Origin of the sequence: Rothia mucilaginosa (assembly GCF_964210535.1) — a bacterium.
Taxonomy (GTDB): Bacteria; Actinomycetota; Actinomycetes; order Actinomycetales; family Micrococcaceae; genus Rothia; species Rothia mucilaginosa_F.
In genome coordinates, this window is the sequence record NZ_CAXOMR010000016.1 from 36,951 (window position 1) to 54,114 (window position 17,164).

A 17,164-nucleotide genomic window follows, 5' to 3' on the forward strand; every position below is an offset into this window, starting at 1 on the left:
AGGACGGAGCCCCCGCTCCGCGTGACCGGCTACTCCGTAAAGGCTTAGTTTTGCTAGTTCTAGCACATACAGAAAAGGCTCTCCGAGATACCGGAGAGCCTTTTCTGCGTATATAAATAGTTTGTATATGCGGCACGCGGGCGATGCTCGCGGCACCGTTCTGTATGGCCGGCTTGCGGACGATGCTCGCGGGGGAGTGCCCCCTCTGCGGCGCTGAGCGCCTTGAGGACGGAGCCCCCGCTACGCATGTCCGCTATGCCGTCAACGTTCAGTTCCACAGAGGCTGAGTATGTCAGGTTGGCTCTGCGGACAATGCTTGCGGCACAGTTCCGCACGACCGGCACGCGGACGATGCTCGCGGGGGAGTGCCCCCTCTGCGGTGCCCCAATAAGTAAATGGGCCAGCCGCCTTGAGGACGGAGCCCCCGCTATGCATGTCCGCTGCGCCGTTGAGGTTCAGCGCCGCTACAGGCTCAGCTGGCGCAGATAGCGGTCCGCCACCGCCTCCACCTGATCCAGCCCGCGCACACGACCCAGCGCCTCCGACCACGCATCAGCTTCACCGCCGCCCACCGGGAAACCAGCCGCCGCCCACAACGCCGCCGTCATCGCACCCACCGAATCCGAATCCGAATCCACCGACACCGCACGGCACAACCCCTCAAACAGGGCACCACGCACCGTCGCATCATCAGCATCAGCCGACAGACTCTTCACAGCATCCGCCGCGCACCAGAGAGCCACACCCAACAGCTCAGGCGCCGTCCAACCCGTACCAAAATGCTCCGCCACAGCCTCCGGCACCGGCACCGTACCGCCCTCCAGCAGCTCGACGGCACGACTCAGCGCCGCCGCCGTACGCGAAGCATCACCCGGAATCGAATCATCCGCCGCCACCGTGCCGCACCAGTCAAGCACACGGCGGGCAGAATCCAACAACGCATCAAACGAGCCAGCCGGAGACGCCAACAAATCACGAACCAACAACGCATACGCCGCCGCCGAAGCCAACGCCTCCGGATGCCCATGCGTCAACGCCGCCGCACGCACCGCCAACAAAACCACCGTACGCTCCTGCGCCACCGGCAACACACCCAACGCCGCCGAACGCACCAACGCACCACTACCCAAAGCATCAGGATTCAACGACTTCGACACCAACTGCATCTCACCCGAACCCAACGCCCGCAACGTCGCCGCACCCGGACCACGACGAGCCGTCAACTCCGACGAACCATCAATCTCACGATCCAACGAAAACGGCGCAGACTCCGGCAGAACCTCACCAATACCGCGGAACCACCGCAAATACGCCAACCACAGACACGCCAACTCATCCGCCGCCGCGCCCTCATTATTCCACTCCAAAACCTCCGTCAGGCCATCCAGAGTGAAACACATCAGCTGCGTATCATCACTGACCAGCAGCTCACCAAACGCCGACTCCCACGGCTTAGGGGCACGCTCCGCAATCTGCTCAGCCGACAACAACTCCAACGGATAACCCAGCGCATCACCCAACGCAGACGCACACAACAGGCCGCGCACCCTGCCCGCAAACTCAGCCGAAACCTCAGGTGCATGCGTGAACTCAACAGAAGAAAAACTCATAGGGCGATTATCCCACGGGTGCTTAGGATGCGTGGGGGATGTACCAGTCGACTTTGTGCTCAGGATGTGCGGGGGTACCAAGTGGCTTCGTGCTCATGCTCGCGGGGGAGTGCCCCCTCTGCGGCGCCGGGGCGCCTTGAGGACGGAGCCCCCGCTCCGCATGAGCACTTACGCCGCGGTAGGATGCCTACTCCGCGGATGGGGAGACACCGGGGAAGGAGCCCTCGCTCCGCATGAGCACCTACGCCGAGGATGGTTGGCTACTCTTCCTCGCCGGGAATGGAGAGGCTTAGACAAAAACGGCTTTGCACTCACGCTCGCGGGGGGAGTGCCCCCTCTGCGGCGCTGGGGCGCCTTGAGGACGGGAGCCCCCGCTCCGCATGAGCACCTACGCCGCTGTGGGGCTCCAACCCCTGAATGACGAACTGTGAGGCGCAAAACATGACGCAGTGCCATACTGAAACCATGAAGATTCTGCACACCTCCGACTGGCACCTCGGCCGCACCTTCCACCGCAGCCCCCTCACCCGCGAACACCAGCAGTTCATCGACGAACTGCTCGAATACGTGCACGCCGAAGGCATCGATACTCTCCTCATCAGCGGCGACGTCTACGACAGCACCATCCCCACCGCCGAAAGCACCACCCTGCTCGACCAAGCACTCACCCGCCTCATGCGCGCCGGCGTGCAAGTCATCCTCAGCTCCGGCAACCACGACTCCTTCCGCCGCCTCAGCTACGGCGCCGCCTTCTTCGAAGCCTCCGGCGTGCACCTGCGCACCAGCCTCGAAGACGCTACCCGCCCCGTCGAACTCACCGACGGCACCTTGCGCGTACACGTCTACGCCATCCCCTACCTCGCGCCGCGCCTCCATGCCACCGCCCTCGGTGTAGATCCCACCCACCACGCCGTCCTCGGCGCCGTCACCGACGCCATCCGCACCGACGCCGCAGAACGTCACGCCCGCGGCGAAGGCGCCGACCGCATCATCGTCATGAGCCACGCCACCGTCAGCGACACCGCCAGTAGCGCTGATACCACGCCCCGCAGCGACTCCGAACGCGACATCAGCGTCGGCGGCATCGACTGGGTACCCGCCTCCCTCTTCGACGGCTTCGACTACGTAGCGCTCGGCCACATCCACAAGCGCTACCCCGTCACCCACACCATCCGCTACAGCGGCTCCCCGATCGGCTTCTCATTCAGCGAAGAACACAACCGCAACGGTGCCTACCTCATCGAACTCAACCCCGGCGAAGAGCCCGCCATCAGCAGCCACGAATGGGCAACCCGCGTACATATGAAAACCCTGCGCGGCACCATGGAGCAGCTACTCAACAGCCCCGAACACACCGACTACGAACACGGCTACTACTGCCGCATCGAGCTCACCGACGAAACCCTACCCGTCGGTGCCGTCGACCGCCTGCGCAGCCGCTACGAAACCATCTCCCACTTCAGCTACCGCAGCACCCAACCCGCCGCCGACAAACCCGCCGCCGCACAACCCACCCGCGACGCCGACCCCGTCGACACCTTCGACCAATTCCACCAATACGTACGCAACCGCCCCCTCACCAGCGAAGAACGCGACGTCATCACCACCCTCAGCGACCACATCAAAAGCCACAAGGACAACGCATGATCCTGCACACCCTCGAATTCGAAGCCTTCATGGCATACCCCAAGCGCCAAGAAATCAACTTCGACACCCTCAACAGCGCCGGCGTATTCCTGCTCAACGGCCCCACCGGCGCCGGTAAAACCACCATCCTCGACGCCATCTGCTACGCCCTCTACGGCGAAACCAGCAGCGACCGCGAATCCGCCAAACTGCACTCCACCTACGCGGCACACAGCGGCACCAAACCGCGCGTGCTGCTCGACGTGACCCTCCACGGCAAGCGCCTGCGCATCGACCGCACCCCCGCCTACAACAAGCCCATCACCCGCGGCGCCCGCAAAGGCCAGATGCGCGAAGAAAGCGCCAAAGCAACCCTCGCCGAACTCGCACCCGGCGCCGACCCCGCCGACGAAAAAGCCTGGACCCCCATCTCCAGCAGCGTCGCCGAAGTCAACCGCACCATCGCCGAACGCACCCACCTGACCAAAGAACAATTCCTCAAAGTCGTACTCCTGCCGCAGGGTCAGTTCGCGCAATTCCTCAAGTCCAAGCCCAAAGAACGCAAAGAACTGCTCAAAAAGATGTTCCCCGTCGAACACTACGAACAGCTCTTCGCCGCACTCACCGAAGAAGCGAAAACCGCCCAGCAGGAAGTCGCCCAGGACGAAAACACCCAGCGCGGCTACCTTGAACGTGCCCGCGTAGAAATGCTCGCCCTGCAGGCGCTACTGGATGTTGCGGATCCGGACGCTGAAGATGCTGCAGGGGAGGGCTCCGCTACCGAAGACCCTGTGGAGGCGGAGACTTCCGAACAGCTCACCGCTGAGAGCGTCACTGCCGAGAATGTCACTGCCGAAACCCTCGACGCATGGATCGCCGGCGGGGTAGAACGCGCCCGCGAAACCTCCACGCGCGAAAAGCAGGAACAGCAGCGCCTCACCGACGAAGCCGACCGGAACACTCGCCTACTCGCCGAACGCGCCCAGCTGCAGGCCGACTGGCGCGAATACGAGCAGCTCTGCGAGCGCCGTACCCGCCTGACCGAACGCGCCGATGAGCATAAGGCGCAGCGTGAAGAGCTGGCGCAGGCGCGTGCTGCCGCGCCCCTGCACGCGCAGTACGCGCAGGTCCATGCCGAATCGCAGGCGCTCGCCGCCCGGGAACAGGAACATTCGGCGTGTGCTTCCGCGCTGGAGGAGAACGGCCGCGCCCTGCTTGCGGCGCTCCGCGATGAGGAAACCGCGGAAGACGTCACCTTCCCCGAAGAGACGACCTTCGCCGCGCTCCCGGATCTCGAACCCGCCGAGCAGGAAGTCCAGCTCGAAGCGCTCCTCGACACCCTGCGCGCCCTGCAGAAGAAGGACGCACAGCTTACCGACGAGGAAGCTGCCGTTGCCGCCCTGCTGAAGCAGGCTAATGCCCTCGAGCAGGACAAGGCGCGTGCCGAAAAGACCCTGAGCGACCTGACCGCCGCCGCCGAGCAGCTTGCCGAAGAACTCGCCGGCTACAGCACCGCCGACGAGGAGCGTACCCTCGCCGCGCACCTGGTCACCGAGGCGCAGCAGAAGCACGATGCAGCCCAGCAGATGCAGCAGAAGCTGGATGCCGCCTCCGCCGCGGTTGCTGCGGCCCAGAAGCAGAGCAAGCGCACCGCCACCGCCGAGCAGAAGGCACAGGAAAAGTGGCAGGCTTCGGCTCAGCAGGCGCTCGCCGCTACGGAGGAGTTCAAGAACCTGCAGGTGCTGCGCCTCGCCCAGGCGTCCTCCCTGCTGGCGCGCGAGCTCAAGGACGGTGAACCCTGCCCGGTCTGCGGTTCAGTGGAGCACCCCGCTCCGGCGCGGATTGCCGAGGGTGAGCAGCTGGTTGAGCGTGCCGACCTGGACGTCGCCAAGGAGCGTGAAGACAAGGCCCACAAGCAGGCGCGTACCCACGAACTGGCTAAGGACCGGGCAACCAAGGCACACCAGGAAGCTTCCGAGGCGCTTGCCGCCGTCCGCACCCAGTACGAGACCCTGGCTGCCCAGGGCGAATGCGATGTTGAGCAGACTGCCGCGCAGCTGCAGGAGGCGCAGACCCGCCTCACGCAGGCTCAGTCGCGCGTGACGGCGCGTGACGGCGTGCAGGCGAAGGCTGAGCGGGTGCGGGTTGAGCTGCAGAAGGCTCAGGAGGCGCTACGCACCATCGAGGGCGCGGCGGTTGAGGCTCAGACTCGTCACCGTGACGCTGCGGCGCGCTGTGAGGCGGCTGCGGCGCAGTTGGCGCCTGCGCGTGCGGCGGTGGGTTTTGCGCAGCGTGTTGAGGCTGTGGAGGGCTACCGTGCGGCGCATCAGCGTCTGGCGCGTGCGGTGTTGCTGCTGGGGCAGGCGCGTGAGCGTCACGCCCTGGCTGCGGCTGCGGCGGAGCGTCTGTTGGGCGAATCTGCGTTTGAGAGCGCGGAGCTGGTTCATGCGGCGGTGCGCACCCCTGAGCGCGTCGACGCCCTGGAACAGGCTGTTGCCGCGTATGAGTTGGAGCATGCCCGCCTCCTTGAGGGCTTTGGTCGTGAGGCGATTGTTGCGGTGGCGGCTCGTGCCGCCGCTGGTGAGCAGGCACCGGATGACCTGCAGGGCGTGCGTGAGCAGGTTGAGCAGTTGCGCGCGGCGGTTCACCGTTTGACTCTTCGTGAGGGTGAGCGGGAGAGCCTGCTGCGTTCTTTGCAGGCACTGCGTGGTGAGTATGCGGCGTTCCGTGCGAAGACGGCGCAGCGTTATGACCGTGCGCAGATGTTGGCGAACCTGGCGGCGGCTGCCCGCGGTGATACGCTGGGCGGTTATGAGCATCAGGTTGACCTGGTCAGCTATGTGCTGGGTGCCGAGTTCGAGCGGATTCTGCACTCGGCGTCGCTGCACCTGGACCGTATGAGTGAGGGCCGCTACGGCATGGTGTTTAGCGATCACCGTGCGAAGGGTAGCCGTTCCGGCGGTGGCCTGAACCTGGAGATTACTGACACCTGGACGGGCGAGCCGCGTGAGGCGTCGTCGCTGTCCGGCGGCGAGTCGTTCTTGGCGTCGCTGTCGTTGGCGTTAGGTCTGGCGGAGGTCGTACAGGCGAATAACGGCGGCATCGAGCTGGACACCCTGTTCATTGATGAGGGCTTCGGCACGTTGGACGCTGAAACTCTGGACATGGTGATGGGCACGATTGAATCTCTGCGTGATAGTGGCCGCACTATTGGCCTGATTTCGCATGTGGAGGAGATGAAGAACCGTATTCCCGCCCAGATTGTGGTTGAAAAGGGTCAGAACGGCTCGTCGGTGAGGGTAAACTCCTAGTAGGCATAAATTCGCTTCCGGGCTGCTGTTATGGCATGTCCGGCGGCTTATACGTGAAAGAGATGATGACCTCGACACCTCAGGACAGGGCACCGAATTCAACGTATCGTGTGGAACCTTCGGCTGATGCGCGCGCTAACGCATCCGCGCCGGAGGTTCCTCCGCGCACCATGAAGGTGGCACCCGCCTCCGATTCGCCGGATAAGTCGTGTGCTTCGGGCACGGGTATTCCAACGGTTCCGGGTACGTCCTTGACGGATGTGGTGCGCAGTAACGACCACGTGTTGCAGGAGTTGCCGCCGCGACCGGTTCCTACTGCGGATGAGGTTAATACGAACGCCTCGGTGCCGGATATTTTGCGTCAGCATTGGGCGTTGTTCCTGCGTAACGGTAAGGAGCAGCGTTACCATCTGCGCGGTGTGCTCCGTGATGAGGGCTTTGCCCGTAATGTGTTGACGATTCTGTTCCATATTCCGGCGGCTTCTTCGGCGTTTGCGCTGTATATTCTGTTGGCGAGCCACCTGGGTAGTGTGCATGATGGCGGCTATGCGGTGGCGGCGTTTGCTGGCGCGTATTCGGTGCAGATTATGCTCGGCCCGATGCTGGTGCGTGCCCTGGGTTTGAGGGCGTTGCTGGCGATTACGTCGGTGCTGAATATTGCTGCGGTGCTGAATATGCTGGTCATTGGTTGGCGTTTGACGGTTGACCCGAATAACGTGAGTACGACATACCATGCGCTCTCTTGCGTGGCGATGGGTTTTACGACTCCGCCGTGGACGCCGTTTGCGTTGGAGTCGCTGTACCGCCGCAACTATAAGTACAGTGATGTTCGCTTGTCGACAGCTGTTTCTTGGGGGACGACGGCGAACCTGTCGATGTACCCGCTGGCTGCTCTGCTGGTGCGGCTGGGCGATGCGTACCTCACCCCGAATCATGAGTATGCGGGCTTCTGGATCACGATGATTCTGGATGCGCTACTGTTCATTGTGGTTCTGGCCGCGCCGATGTGGCTGCCGGATATTTCGCGTATTCGCATGTCTCCGCCGAAGAATCTGGTCCGTCCGAATAAGCAGACGGTGGTGTTGATTCTTGGTCTGGTGCTGCTGGGTGCGTGTATGGGCGCGGTCGGTTCGGGTCTGCTGGGCTTCTCGCTGATTCACGGTTCGATGAACCTGTTCATGGCGATGGTTGCGACCGGTACCGGCGCGATGGTGCTTGTGTCTTTCCCCGTGGTTTTGGGTGCCCGTTCGGTGAACCCGTGGCATGGTTGGTTGGTGAGCGGCGTTCTGCTGATTATGGGTGCCCTGTATTTGCCGGCGAGTGATGATACGTCCACGATTTTCTATGCGTTGGTGCTGTGTGGTGCGGTGCTGGGTGTGGCGTTTGGCGGTCATGAGCTGTGGCTGAACCGTTCGCTCAAGCATATTCCTGATGCGCAGGCGAGCTTCTTTACCCGCTCGATGCTGGGTATTGGTCTTGCGATGGGTAGTATGTGGGGCGGCTATATGGGTGACGCTCCGTATTACCGTAATGCGTTTATGGTGCCGGTGATTATTGCGACGCTGTATTTTGCGTTGGGTCATTTGTACGGCTACCTGTGGCGTTCTGAGCATGAGGAGCAGCTGACTCCTCTGTCTGAGACGGCACGTAGCTAGTTCGGCGTGTGGCTAATTCAGTGCACTGCTAATTCGGTGCGCGGCTCGACCGAACGCATCTGAGCTTGAGCGTTGTGAGCGCATACTAAAGGCGGATGCCCCGCCACCTTCTGCAGGTGGTGGGGCATCCGCCTTTTTGTGTACCGGTTTTTACGCCTCAGCGTGAGGCTACAGGTTTAGTGACCGCGCTTGATCCATGCGGGAAGCTCGGGCGCCTCCAGACCGATGCCGGTGCTGTCGCCGTGGCCGGTGAGGACCGCGGTGGACTCGGGCAGGGTCAGCAGACGGGTCGAGATCGACTCGATGATGGTGTCGAAGTCACTGTAGGAGCGTCCGGTTGCGCCGGGGCCGCCGTTGAAGAGGGTGTCGCCGGAGAAGACGACGCCTTCGCTGTTCTCCCAGCTGAGGGTGGGTGCGTAGAAGCACACGGAGCCGGGGGAGTGGCCGGGGGTGGCAAGTACGGTCAGCTCGGTCTCGCCGATGCGCAGCACGTCGCCGTCAGCGAGTTCGTGGTCGAAGTCCCAGGAGGGGTACACCATTTCCCAGAGCACACGGTCCGCGGGGTTCAGGTAGACGGGTGCGCCGAAGCGTTCTGCCGCCTCCTTGGCGCTACGGATGTGGTCGTCGTGGGCGTGGGTCAGCAGAATCTTCTCCACGGTGCGGCCTGCGACGGTGCGGGAGATCTTGTCGACGTCGTGGGCGGGGTCAATGATAATCACGGAGGAGTCATTGCCGATAATCCAGACGTTGTTGTCGACGTCCCAGCAGCCGCCGTCCAGCGAGAAGGTGCCGGAGGTGACGACTCGTTCAATACGTTCGCTCACGTTACGCTCCTAGAGTTCCACGACCGAGCGCAGCACGCGGCCGGTCTTCATGGTTTCGAATGCTTCGTTGACGTCTTCGAGGCTGATGCGCTCGGAGACGAAGCCGTCCAGGTCGAGGCGGCCGAGCAGGTACTGGTCCACGAATTCGGGGAAGTCGCGGGAGGGCAGGGTGTCGCCGTACCATGCGCTCTTGATGGAGCCGCCGCGGCCGAAGACCTCGTCCAGCGGGATGTTCCAGGTGGTGCCGGGTGCGGGCACGCCGACGAGGACGACGCGGCCAGCCAGGTCGCGTGCTTCGAATGCCTGCTTGAAGGTGGGGGCGATGCCGACAGCGTCGATGACGAGGTCTGCACCGAAGCCGCCGGTGAGTTCCTTGATGGCCTCGACGGGGTCGACCTTGGAGGAGTTCACGGTGTGGGTTGCGCCGTGCTCGCGTGCACGTGCCAGCTTCTCTTCGTCGATGTCGACGGCGATGATGGTGGTTGCGCCACCGAGCTGTGCGCCCGCGATTGCTGCGGTGCCGACGCCGCCGCAACCGATGACTGCGACGGACTCGCCGCGCTTGAGTTCACCGGTGTTCAGCACAGCGCCCAGACCTGCGGTGACGCCGCAGCCGAGCAGACCGATTGCTGCGTACTGTTCGGGGCTGATGTCGGCGGTAATCTTGGTGCACTGACCTGCCGCGACGAGGGTCTTCTCGGCGAAGGAGCCGATACCCAGCGCGGGGGTGAGTTCGGTGCCGTCCTCGAGGGTCATCTTCTGGGTTGCGTTGTGGGTTGCGAAGCAGTACTGCGGCTGGCCCTTGCGGCATGCACGGCACTCGCCGCAGACGGCACGCCAGTTGAGGATGACCAGGTCGCCGGGGGCGATGTCGGTGACGTCCTCGCCGACAGCCTCGACGATACCTGCAGACTCGTGGCCGAGCAGGTAGGGGAAGTCCTGGCCGACGCCGCCGGTGACGTAGTGGTGGTCGGTCTGGCAGACGCCGCAGGTGAGGACATTGACGAGTGCTTCGCCCTTGCCGGGGTCGGGTACGTTGATGGTGGTGACGGTGACGGGTGCGTCCTGGGCGAGGGCTACAACGGCCTTGACCTTGTGCATGCTGTTCCTTTGTTTGGGGGAGCGCGGTTGAGGCTCAACCGCTAGATAAAGGTTTTTTGATATGTTCCCATTCTAAGAGCTAAGGCATACCTGACGCACCCCGGGGCTGAGCGTGAAGCCCCCAGGGGAATATGACGATTTATGACGTCGCCGCCGACCCCGCTTCTACCTCTGCCGCGAAGGCGAGCGCACCGCGTCGGAATGCACCCGAGGTCAGTGCGTTCACGTGGTCGCGGCCGGGCAGGGAGATGAAGCGGTTGAGCGGGTTGTTGCCGCGCACCATGTCGTAGAGTTCGGCGCCGTCGGCGGCGATGGTGTCCGCGTCACCGAGCACGACAGCAACGGGTGCGTGCGGATGCGCGCCCGGGTGACCGGCAGGTAGGTTCGGGGATCCGGTACGCAGGGCGGGCACGTCGAAGAACGGGCCGAAGGGAATCCGCACGAACTTCAGCAGTGCGTCGGGCTGAATGGGGGAGTTGTCAATAATCGAGGTGAAGGAGGCAATCGCCTCGTCGGTGGAGTCCGCCGCCGGGGTTTCACTATCCGCCGTGACGCTGGTTCCCTCGTGCGCTTCGAGCATGGAACGCAGGGTAATGAGGTGGTCGTGTAGGGGCAGGCCGCCCAGGGTGAGGGACGCGACCGCCTCCGGGTGGGTGAGGGCGAGCTCCCAGCCGACGCGGGCGCCGAAGGAGAAACCGATAACGTGCGCGCGGGGCTCCAGTTCAACGCCGAGGTCGTTCTCGGTGGCGACGGTGCGCAGCAGCTGGGCGAGCAGATTGGTGAACAGGTGCATGGGGGTCAGCGGCTGACCTGCAGCGTCGACAGGGGGCACCGAATCGAACGGAATTGTGCGGCTGCGCACGCTCGTGTTGTCGGGGAGCTTGCAGTCGATGGCGTGCATGGATTCGGGGTCTTTGAGGTATTCGTCTGAGTGGTAGGGCAGGGTAACGATCAGCACGGGGTATCCGGCGCGTAGGTATTGGCGGATCCAGCTGGTGCCGCCGTAGAGCTGTTCGCCGCGGGTGGCGAAGCCGTGAATCATGAGGGCGGGGACGCGGCTTTTGAGTTGCTGCGGCTGGTATAGGGTGTACTCGAGGTCGGGCATGGTAGTGCCGGGTACAACAGCATTTGGTACGGCAAAGGGCGCGGGAGAGAATTCTGCACTGGTCATAGTTCTATCTTAGTGACCAGCGCAGGGTTTCTGTCCTGCGCCCTTTTCTATCTCGTGCCCTTTTCTGTCTCGCGTCCTTGATACTTTGAGGCGGTACGCGCTCAGCTGAGCTGCCGCTTAGTTCTTCTGTGCCGCATCGGTTGAGTTATCGGTGCCCAGGTCGAAGAGCGCCTCCTGCTGAGGTTCAGCCTTTGCGCTCGCTTCTGCCTTCGCCGCGGTTGCCTCAGAAGCCTGAGTTTCGGTGGCGTCTGCCTTCGCCTGCTTCTGCTGCAGCTGTTCCTTGCCGTTTTCGATGCGTTCCTTACCGTCGGCAATGAGCGTGCGAATCATGGTGGTGTTGGTGTCCACCGCCTTCTGCACGCGATCCGCAATGGAGGGGCCCTTCGGCTTGGGGAGCATGCCCTGGCCTGCCGCCTGCTGCTGCAATTCGCGTCCGGCGGACATGAGGCGTTCGCGCTGTTCTTTCATCGCACGGGATGCGGTGGTGCTGCGCGGCTGAACCTTCAGGTGTCCGTGGTCGTCTTCGCCGGCGAGTACCTGGCGCATGAGCATGATTTCTGCGTCCAGGTGCGCACCGAAGAGAAGCATATTGTTCATAATCCAGATGAACAGCAGCATCACGATCACACCACCAATGAGGCCGTAGGTGGCGTTGTACTTGCTGAAGTTGTTGGCGTAGAGGGTGAAGCCGAAACCGCCCAGGCCCATGCCGAAGAGGGCGAGCGCCGCACCGGGGGAGAGTTTCCACTGTTTGAAGCGGCGCACGTTCGGGGTGGCGGCGTAGAGTAGAGTGATCAGGGCGATTGCCATGAACAGAATCAGCACCCAGCGGCCGTTCAGCCAGATGAGCTTGATGAGCTCCATATCCACGGTTTCGGGTACATACCGACCGACCATGTCCAGGACGGTTACACCCAGCAGCATCATGAGCATCATGAGTACCACGAGGATGATAATCACGGTGGTGACGAAGACGTTCAGCGGCTTGAGAATCCAGCCGGGGCGGCCTTCACGCACGTTGTAGACCGTGTTGAGAGCTCGGCCGAAGGATCCGGTGTACCCAGAGGCGGACCAGAGTGCACTGAGGATACCGGTCAACAGCACCAGGCCTGCGCCATGGTCGCCTGTAATCTGCTTGATGGGGTCTTCCAGAATGGCGTACATCTGGGCGGGCGCGTTGTCCTTGAGGAAGGCGAGGATGACGGCGGCGCTTTCCTCACCGTGACCGAATACGCCCAGTAGGGAGACGATTGCCAGCAGGGCGGGGAAGATGGACAGCACGGTGAAGTAGGTGAGTGCTGCCGCCATGTCGGTGCCGCCGTTTGCGCCGAATTTGTAGATGGCACGGCGCAGAATGTAGAGGATGCTGCCCTTAGGGAAGTCACGCAGTTTCACGCTTGCGTACTTGGGGGCTGCGGGCTTCTTCTTACGGGAGAAGAGTCCGCGTCGAGCTCCGGCGGGTACCTGGGTTGAGGAGGTGTCCGTGGAAGAGCCGGTGTGTGCAGCCAATGGGGCTCCTTGAATGAGTGGGGTGTACACAGTGGTGCGCCTATGAGCTTCAGCGTGTGGGCGCACAGAAGGGGCGAGGAGAACAATGAGCTGTCCTTCCCGCCCCTGCGGTGACATTATAGGGTTTTCTAACCCTCCCGCATTTTTCTGCGAGTGCAGATAGCTGACCTGTCGGTCAGTTAGAGAGGGTCACCGCCCAGAAAAGCCTCAAAAAAGGCTTGTCAGCTAGGGTATAAAGCTACCTGCTGAGCCTAACTGAAAACTAGTTGTGAATACCCAGAACCTTAGCGGTGTGAGCCATCAGCTCATCAGCCAGATCCGGGTTGTCGTTGAGCTTCACGCCGTAACCGGGGATAAGCTCCTTCAGGCGAGGCTCCCAACCGGCAATCTTGGAGGGGAAGCACTTAGCCAGCAGGTTCAGCATAATCGGAGCCGCGGTGGAAGCACCGGGGGATGCACCCAGCAGAGCCGCGATAGAGCCGTCCGCTGCGGAGACAACCTCGGTACCGAACTGCAGGATGCCGCCCTTCTTCGCGTCCCTCTTCATGATCTGGACGCGCTGACCAGCCTCGATGAGCTCCCACTCGCCGCCGTCAGCCTCGGGGTAGTACTGGTACAGCGACTCCAGGCGTGCGTTCTTGTCCTTGACCAGCTCGGAGAGCAGGTACTTGACCAGGGAGAGGTTGTCGATGCCTGCGCGGGTCATCGGGTAGATGTTGTGCGGGCGCAGGGACAGCGGCAGGTCCAGCAGGGAGCCCTGCTTCAGGAAGTTGGTCTTGAAGCCAGCGTAGGGGCCGAACATGAGGGCGCGCTTGCCGTCCACGTAGCGGGTGTCCAGGTGGGGCACAGACATGGGAGGTGCGCCCACCGAAGCCTGACCGTACACCTTAGCGTTGTGCTGGTTTGCGGTTGCCTCGTGGGTGTTGCGCAGGAACAGACCGGAGACGGGGAAGCCGCCGTAGCCCTTGCCCTCTTCAATGCCGGACTTCTGCAGCAGGTGCAGAGCGCCACCACCGGCACCCAGGAAGACGAACTTCGCGTTGATGGTCAGCGGCTCTTCCTTGTTGATGCGGTTGAAAGCGTCAACGGTCCAGGAGCCGTTGGACTCGCGGTTCAGGTTGGTCACCTGGTAGCCGTAGCGAACCTCAACACCCTTGGTCTGCAGGTAGTCAATCAGCTGCTGGGTGAGGGCGCCGAAGTCAACGTCGGTACCTTCGGGGGACCAGGTGGCGGCAATCGGGTCGTTACCCTTGCGGCCGTTGACGGTCAGCGGTGCCCACTCGGCAATCTTTGCGCGGTCGGTGGAGAACTCCATACGCTCGAAGAGCTTCTCCTTGCGGAAGGAATCGTAGCGTGCAGCCAGGTACTTGGAGTGGTCCTCACCGAAGACCAGGGACATGTGGGGGACCGGGTTGATGAAGTCTGCGTTGCCCAGGATCTTCTCTTCAACCAGGGATGCCCAGAACTGGCGGGAAATCTGGAACTGCTCGTTGATGTTCAGCGCCTTAGCTGCCGAGACGGTGCCGTCGGGGCCAGCGGGTGCGTAGTTGAGTTCGCACAGTGCCGAGTGGCCGGTACCTGCGTTGTTCCAGGGGTTGGAGGATTCCTGAGCGGCCTTGTCGAGGCGTTCGAGCAGGACGATGTTCCAGCTCGGTTCGAGTTCCTTGAGGAACACGCCGAGGGTGGCGCTCATGATGCCGCCGCCGACCAGGACGACGTCGGTTCGTTCAGTACGTGCTGCCACTGAATTCTCCCTTAGGGGTGCGGGTGCCCGGCCTGGGCACAGTGAATGTGGGGTACATCATCTAGCCTACTCCTTTTAGCGGGGTTGGCATAGTCAGAATCCACAAAACGAGAGAGAGTGTTGCAGTTCATATCAATAAATCTCTTAGAGTCGAAAAGACCCGTAATCGCGTGCATTTGCTACACTCGCCGGCAACAACCCAAAAACGGCTCCAGAAACACCCCTCCACCGGCTACCCTAACGCCCCAAACGCGGCGAAAGGGGCGCATCCCAACCGGGATGCCCCCTTTCCACAAAAGCTAAAAACGCAGGCTACGACTTACGCAGCTTACCGAACAGCTCAATCGCATTCTGCTCCGTCTGATAGCCCTGAACCTCACGGCTCACCGCCACCTTCGACGTCACATTCAGCAACGGAACCGCCGGCATGAACTGACCCAGCTGAGACACAACCTTCGCGTACAGTTCACGCTGCGAATCCACCGAATCGGCAGAATCCGCGGTGCGAATCGCCTCCAAAATCTCCGTAAAACGAGGCGACGGCGCCACAGCCACAGCAGTAGGCTGCGGCGAAGGAGTCGCCGAAGGGCTCGGCGAGGCAGAAGCCGAAGCCTCCTCCTCAGGCGTCAACGGATCCGGCGAATAGCTCGGCTGCGGGCTCGGAGTCGCAGAAATCCGCACATTCGAATCCGAACCACCCGACGAGGGTACATCAGAACTCTTCTTCGTCAAACCCGTCGTCATATCTGCCGGCGCGTTAGCAATCAACGAACGCACCTGATGCTCAGCAATTAGCGGCGCCAACACCGGACCAAAGAACGCATACGGGTCACGGTACATGCCGTAGAAACCAGCCAGAGTAATACCGCGCTCCGACGAAACCTCGCGGCTCTTCGGCAGATACTCAGCCCACGGCAGAGGCACCGGCTTAATATTCAGACCCACCTCAATCAGCGAAGCCACCATCTCCGAATACACCTTCTGCGGAGTATCCATCCACGGCAGAGACACATCGGCAGGGTAGTAGCACTCAATCACCTGATTGTCGTACCCAGCCGTCGCCAACAGCGAGCGCGCCGTATCCTGATTGCGGTCCGTGTAATCCTTCGCGTCATCAGCCTTAATACGGAACGACGGCGAAATCAGCGTCTGCGCATCCGAGGTGCCCTGCGGGTAATACTGACGTAGTGCACCACGATCCACCGCATGCGAAATAGCGCGACGCACCGAAATATTCTTCAACACCGGATGCGCCGTATTCAAACCCAAATACACCAGCGAGAACGGGTCACGGCCCGGAGTCTGATAACCATCACGCGCCAACTGACCCAGATCAGAAGAATTCACCTGATCACACGCATCAATATGACCCTCCATCAGCGCAAAATAACGCTTATCCGACGAAGTGAGGGTCGAAATCTGAATCTCATCCAGCTCAGGTGCCTGACCGTCAAAATGAGTATTCTTCAGCAGACGCACCGTGCCGTCCTTGAAAGAATCCACAAGGAACGCGCCCGTACCCACCGGGTTACCCGTCAACTTCTGATCAGAACCAAACAGCGACGGATCAATAATGCCAAACGCCTGCTGCGTCAAAATACGCGGGAACGCCAACGAAGGACGCGACAGCGTCACCACCACAGAGTTACCCTTCGCCACCACCGACGAAACCAGTGGCAAGAATGACTGCACCGCAGACGACTGAGTTGCACCCGCCTTCGGTGCATTCTTATCACCCGGTTGAGCCGGTTCAGAAGCTACGGCAGAAGCACTAGCCGAGGCGGTAGCCGACGGGGTAGCGGACGCACTCGCAGAAGCACCCGGAGTAGCCGCACCCGACGGAGATGCCTGAACCGGCGCAGGCTCCACCGCCGAAGGATCAATAGAACCCGGCTTCGGTACACCAAAACCCCACGCAAACAACGGCTGAGCAGGCACCGCCAAAGCAGCAGTACCCTCACCCGTAGCCAACGCCTGCCACCTCTGGAAATTCTGCACCACAGCATCCGCAGTCAACGCAGCACCGTTACTAAAATGCGCCTCACGCAACACAAACGTATGCACCAAACGGTCATCAGAAACCGTCCACTCACTACACAACGAATCCTGAACCTCAGGATCACCCGTGTAATGATTCGCCACCAACAACGTCTGCAAAACCTGCGCCGTCACCTGATACGTACTCGCCACAGGAAACAACGCCGGATCCAAACCCAACGGCGCCGCACCCTGCGCAAAACGGAACACACGACGCGCATCAGCAGAGGACTCGCTCGCACTCGCAGACGAACTAGCAGGCGAACCAGAAGAAGACTGACCAGAACACGCAGAAAGCGCCAAACCAGCACTAAAAAGCGCGCCAAAACGCAAAACGGCGCGTCGACTCAAGCCACTCGAGCCAGCAGTGGCTCGCAGCAGCGCATCAGAATTGCCAACAGCTGACGATGCATGAGGCTGATGCTGCACGGGAGGGTCCTCTCTTCCGTCGCGGATGCTTATCTCTCAGGATAACGGTTCAACACCCATCCGGGCGAGACACCCCACCCGGGCAAGATACATACAAGAGGACCCGCCGCCACGACAACCGTGACGGCGGGTCCAATGTAAATGTGT

General features: G+C 61.9%; 10 protein-coding genes. 3 read left to right on the forward strand and 7 right to left on the reverse strand.

Annotation, left to right across the window (positions count from 1 at the left end; all coding sequences use genetic code 11):
• Positions 1-464: 464 nt before the first annotated feature.
• Positions 465-1,610: an ADP-ribosylglycohydrolase family protein gene (locus tag AB8C10_RS06380; protein ID WP_368867212.1), complete on the reverse strand. Its 1,146-nt coding sequence runs from the start codon at positions 1,608-1,610 to the stop codon at positions 465-467.
• 441 nt (positions 1,611-2,051) lie between these two features.
• On the opposite strand from AB8C10_RS06380, the gene AB8C10_RS06385 reads away from it, so the two are divergent.
• The 3 genes from AB8C10_RS06385 (at position 2,052) to AB8C10_RS06395 (ending at position 8,202) form a co-directional block, all read left to right on the forward strand.
• The gene (locus AB8C10_RS06385; protein WP_294642119.1) at positions 2,052-3,257 is read left to right on the forward strand and encodes an exonuclease SbcCD subunit D; all 1,206 of its coding nucleotides are present in this window, start codon (positions 2,052-2,054) and stop codon (positions 3,255-3,257) included.
• A complete protein-coding gene (locus tag AB8C10_RS06390) occupies positions 3,254-6,547 on the forward strand; it encodes an AAA family ATPase (RefSeq protein ID WP_368867213.1) in 3,294 nt (1,097 codons plus the stop codon). The genes AB8C10_RS06385 and AB8C10_RS06390 overlap by 4 nt, the downstream gene beginning before the upstream one ends.
• Before the next feature lie 110 nt (positions 6,548-6,657).
• Positions 6,658-8,202, forward strand: coding sequence for an MFS transporter (locus tag AB8C10_RS06395; protein ID WP_368867214.1), 1,545 nt, complete (start codon positions 6,658-6,660; stop codon positions 8,200-8,202).
• A gap of 176 nt (positions 8,203-8,378) precedes the next feature.
• On the opposite strand, the gene AB8C10_RS06400 is transcribed toward AB8C10_RS06395, so the two are convergent.
• The 6 genes from AB8C10_RS06400 to AB8C10_RS06425 form a co-directional block, all read right to left on the reverse strand.
• Positions 8,379-9,026 carry an MBL fold metallo-hydrolase gene (locus tag AB8C10_RS06400; RefSeq protein WP_303971901.1) on the reverse strand — a complete coding sequence of 216 codons (648 nt, stop codon included), beginning with the start codon at positions 9,024-9,026 and terminating at the stop codon, positions 8,379-8,381.
• Between the two features lie 9 nt (positions 9,027-9,035).
• On the reverse strand, positions 9,036-10,127 hold the full coding sequence (locus AB8C10_RS06405; RefSeq protein WP_368867215.1) for an S-(hydroxymethyl)mycothiol dehydrogenase: 1,092 nt from the start codon (positions 10,125-10,127) through the stop codon (positions 9,036-9,038).
• A gap of 139 nt (positions 10,128-10,266) precedes the next feature.
• Positions 10,267-11,298, reverse strand: a complete 1,032-nt coding sequence (locus tag AB8C10_RS06410; protein ID WP_368867216.1) for an alpha/beta fold hydrolase — start codon at positions 11,296-11,298, stop codon at positions 10,267-10,269.
• A 117-nt stretch (positions 11,299-11,415) separates the two neighbouring features.
• Positions 11,416-12,807, reverse strand: coding sequence for a YihY/virulence factor BrkB family protein (locus tag AB8C10_RS06415; RefSeq protein WP_368867217.1), 1,392 nt, complete (start codon positions 12,805-12,807; stop codon positions 11,416-11,418).
• A gap of 262 nt (positions 12,808-13,069) precedes the next feature.
• Positions 13,070-14,551: a malate:quinone oxidoreductase gene (locus AB8C10_RS06420; RefSeq protein WP_368867218.1), complete on the reverse strand. Its 1,482-nt coding sequence runs from the start codon at positions 14,549-14,551 to the stop codon at positions 13,070-13,072.
• A gap of 312 nt (positions 14,552-14,863) precedes the next feature.
• Positions 14,864-17,017 carry an ABC transporter substrate-binding protein gene (locus tag AB8C10_RS06425; protein WP_368867219.1) on the reverse strand — a complete coding sequence of 718 codons (2,154 nt, stop codon included), beginning with the start codon at positions 17,015-17,017 and terminating at the stop codon, positions 14,864-14,866.
• Between the last annotated feature and the right edge of the window lie 147 nt (positions 17,018-17,164).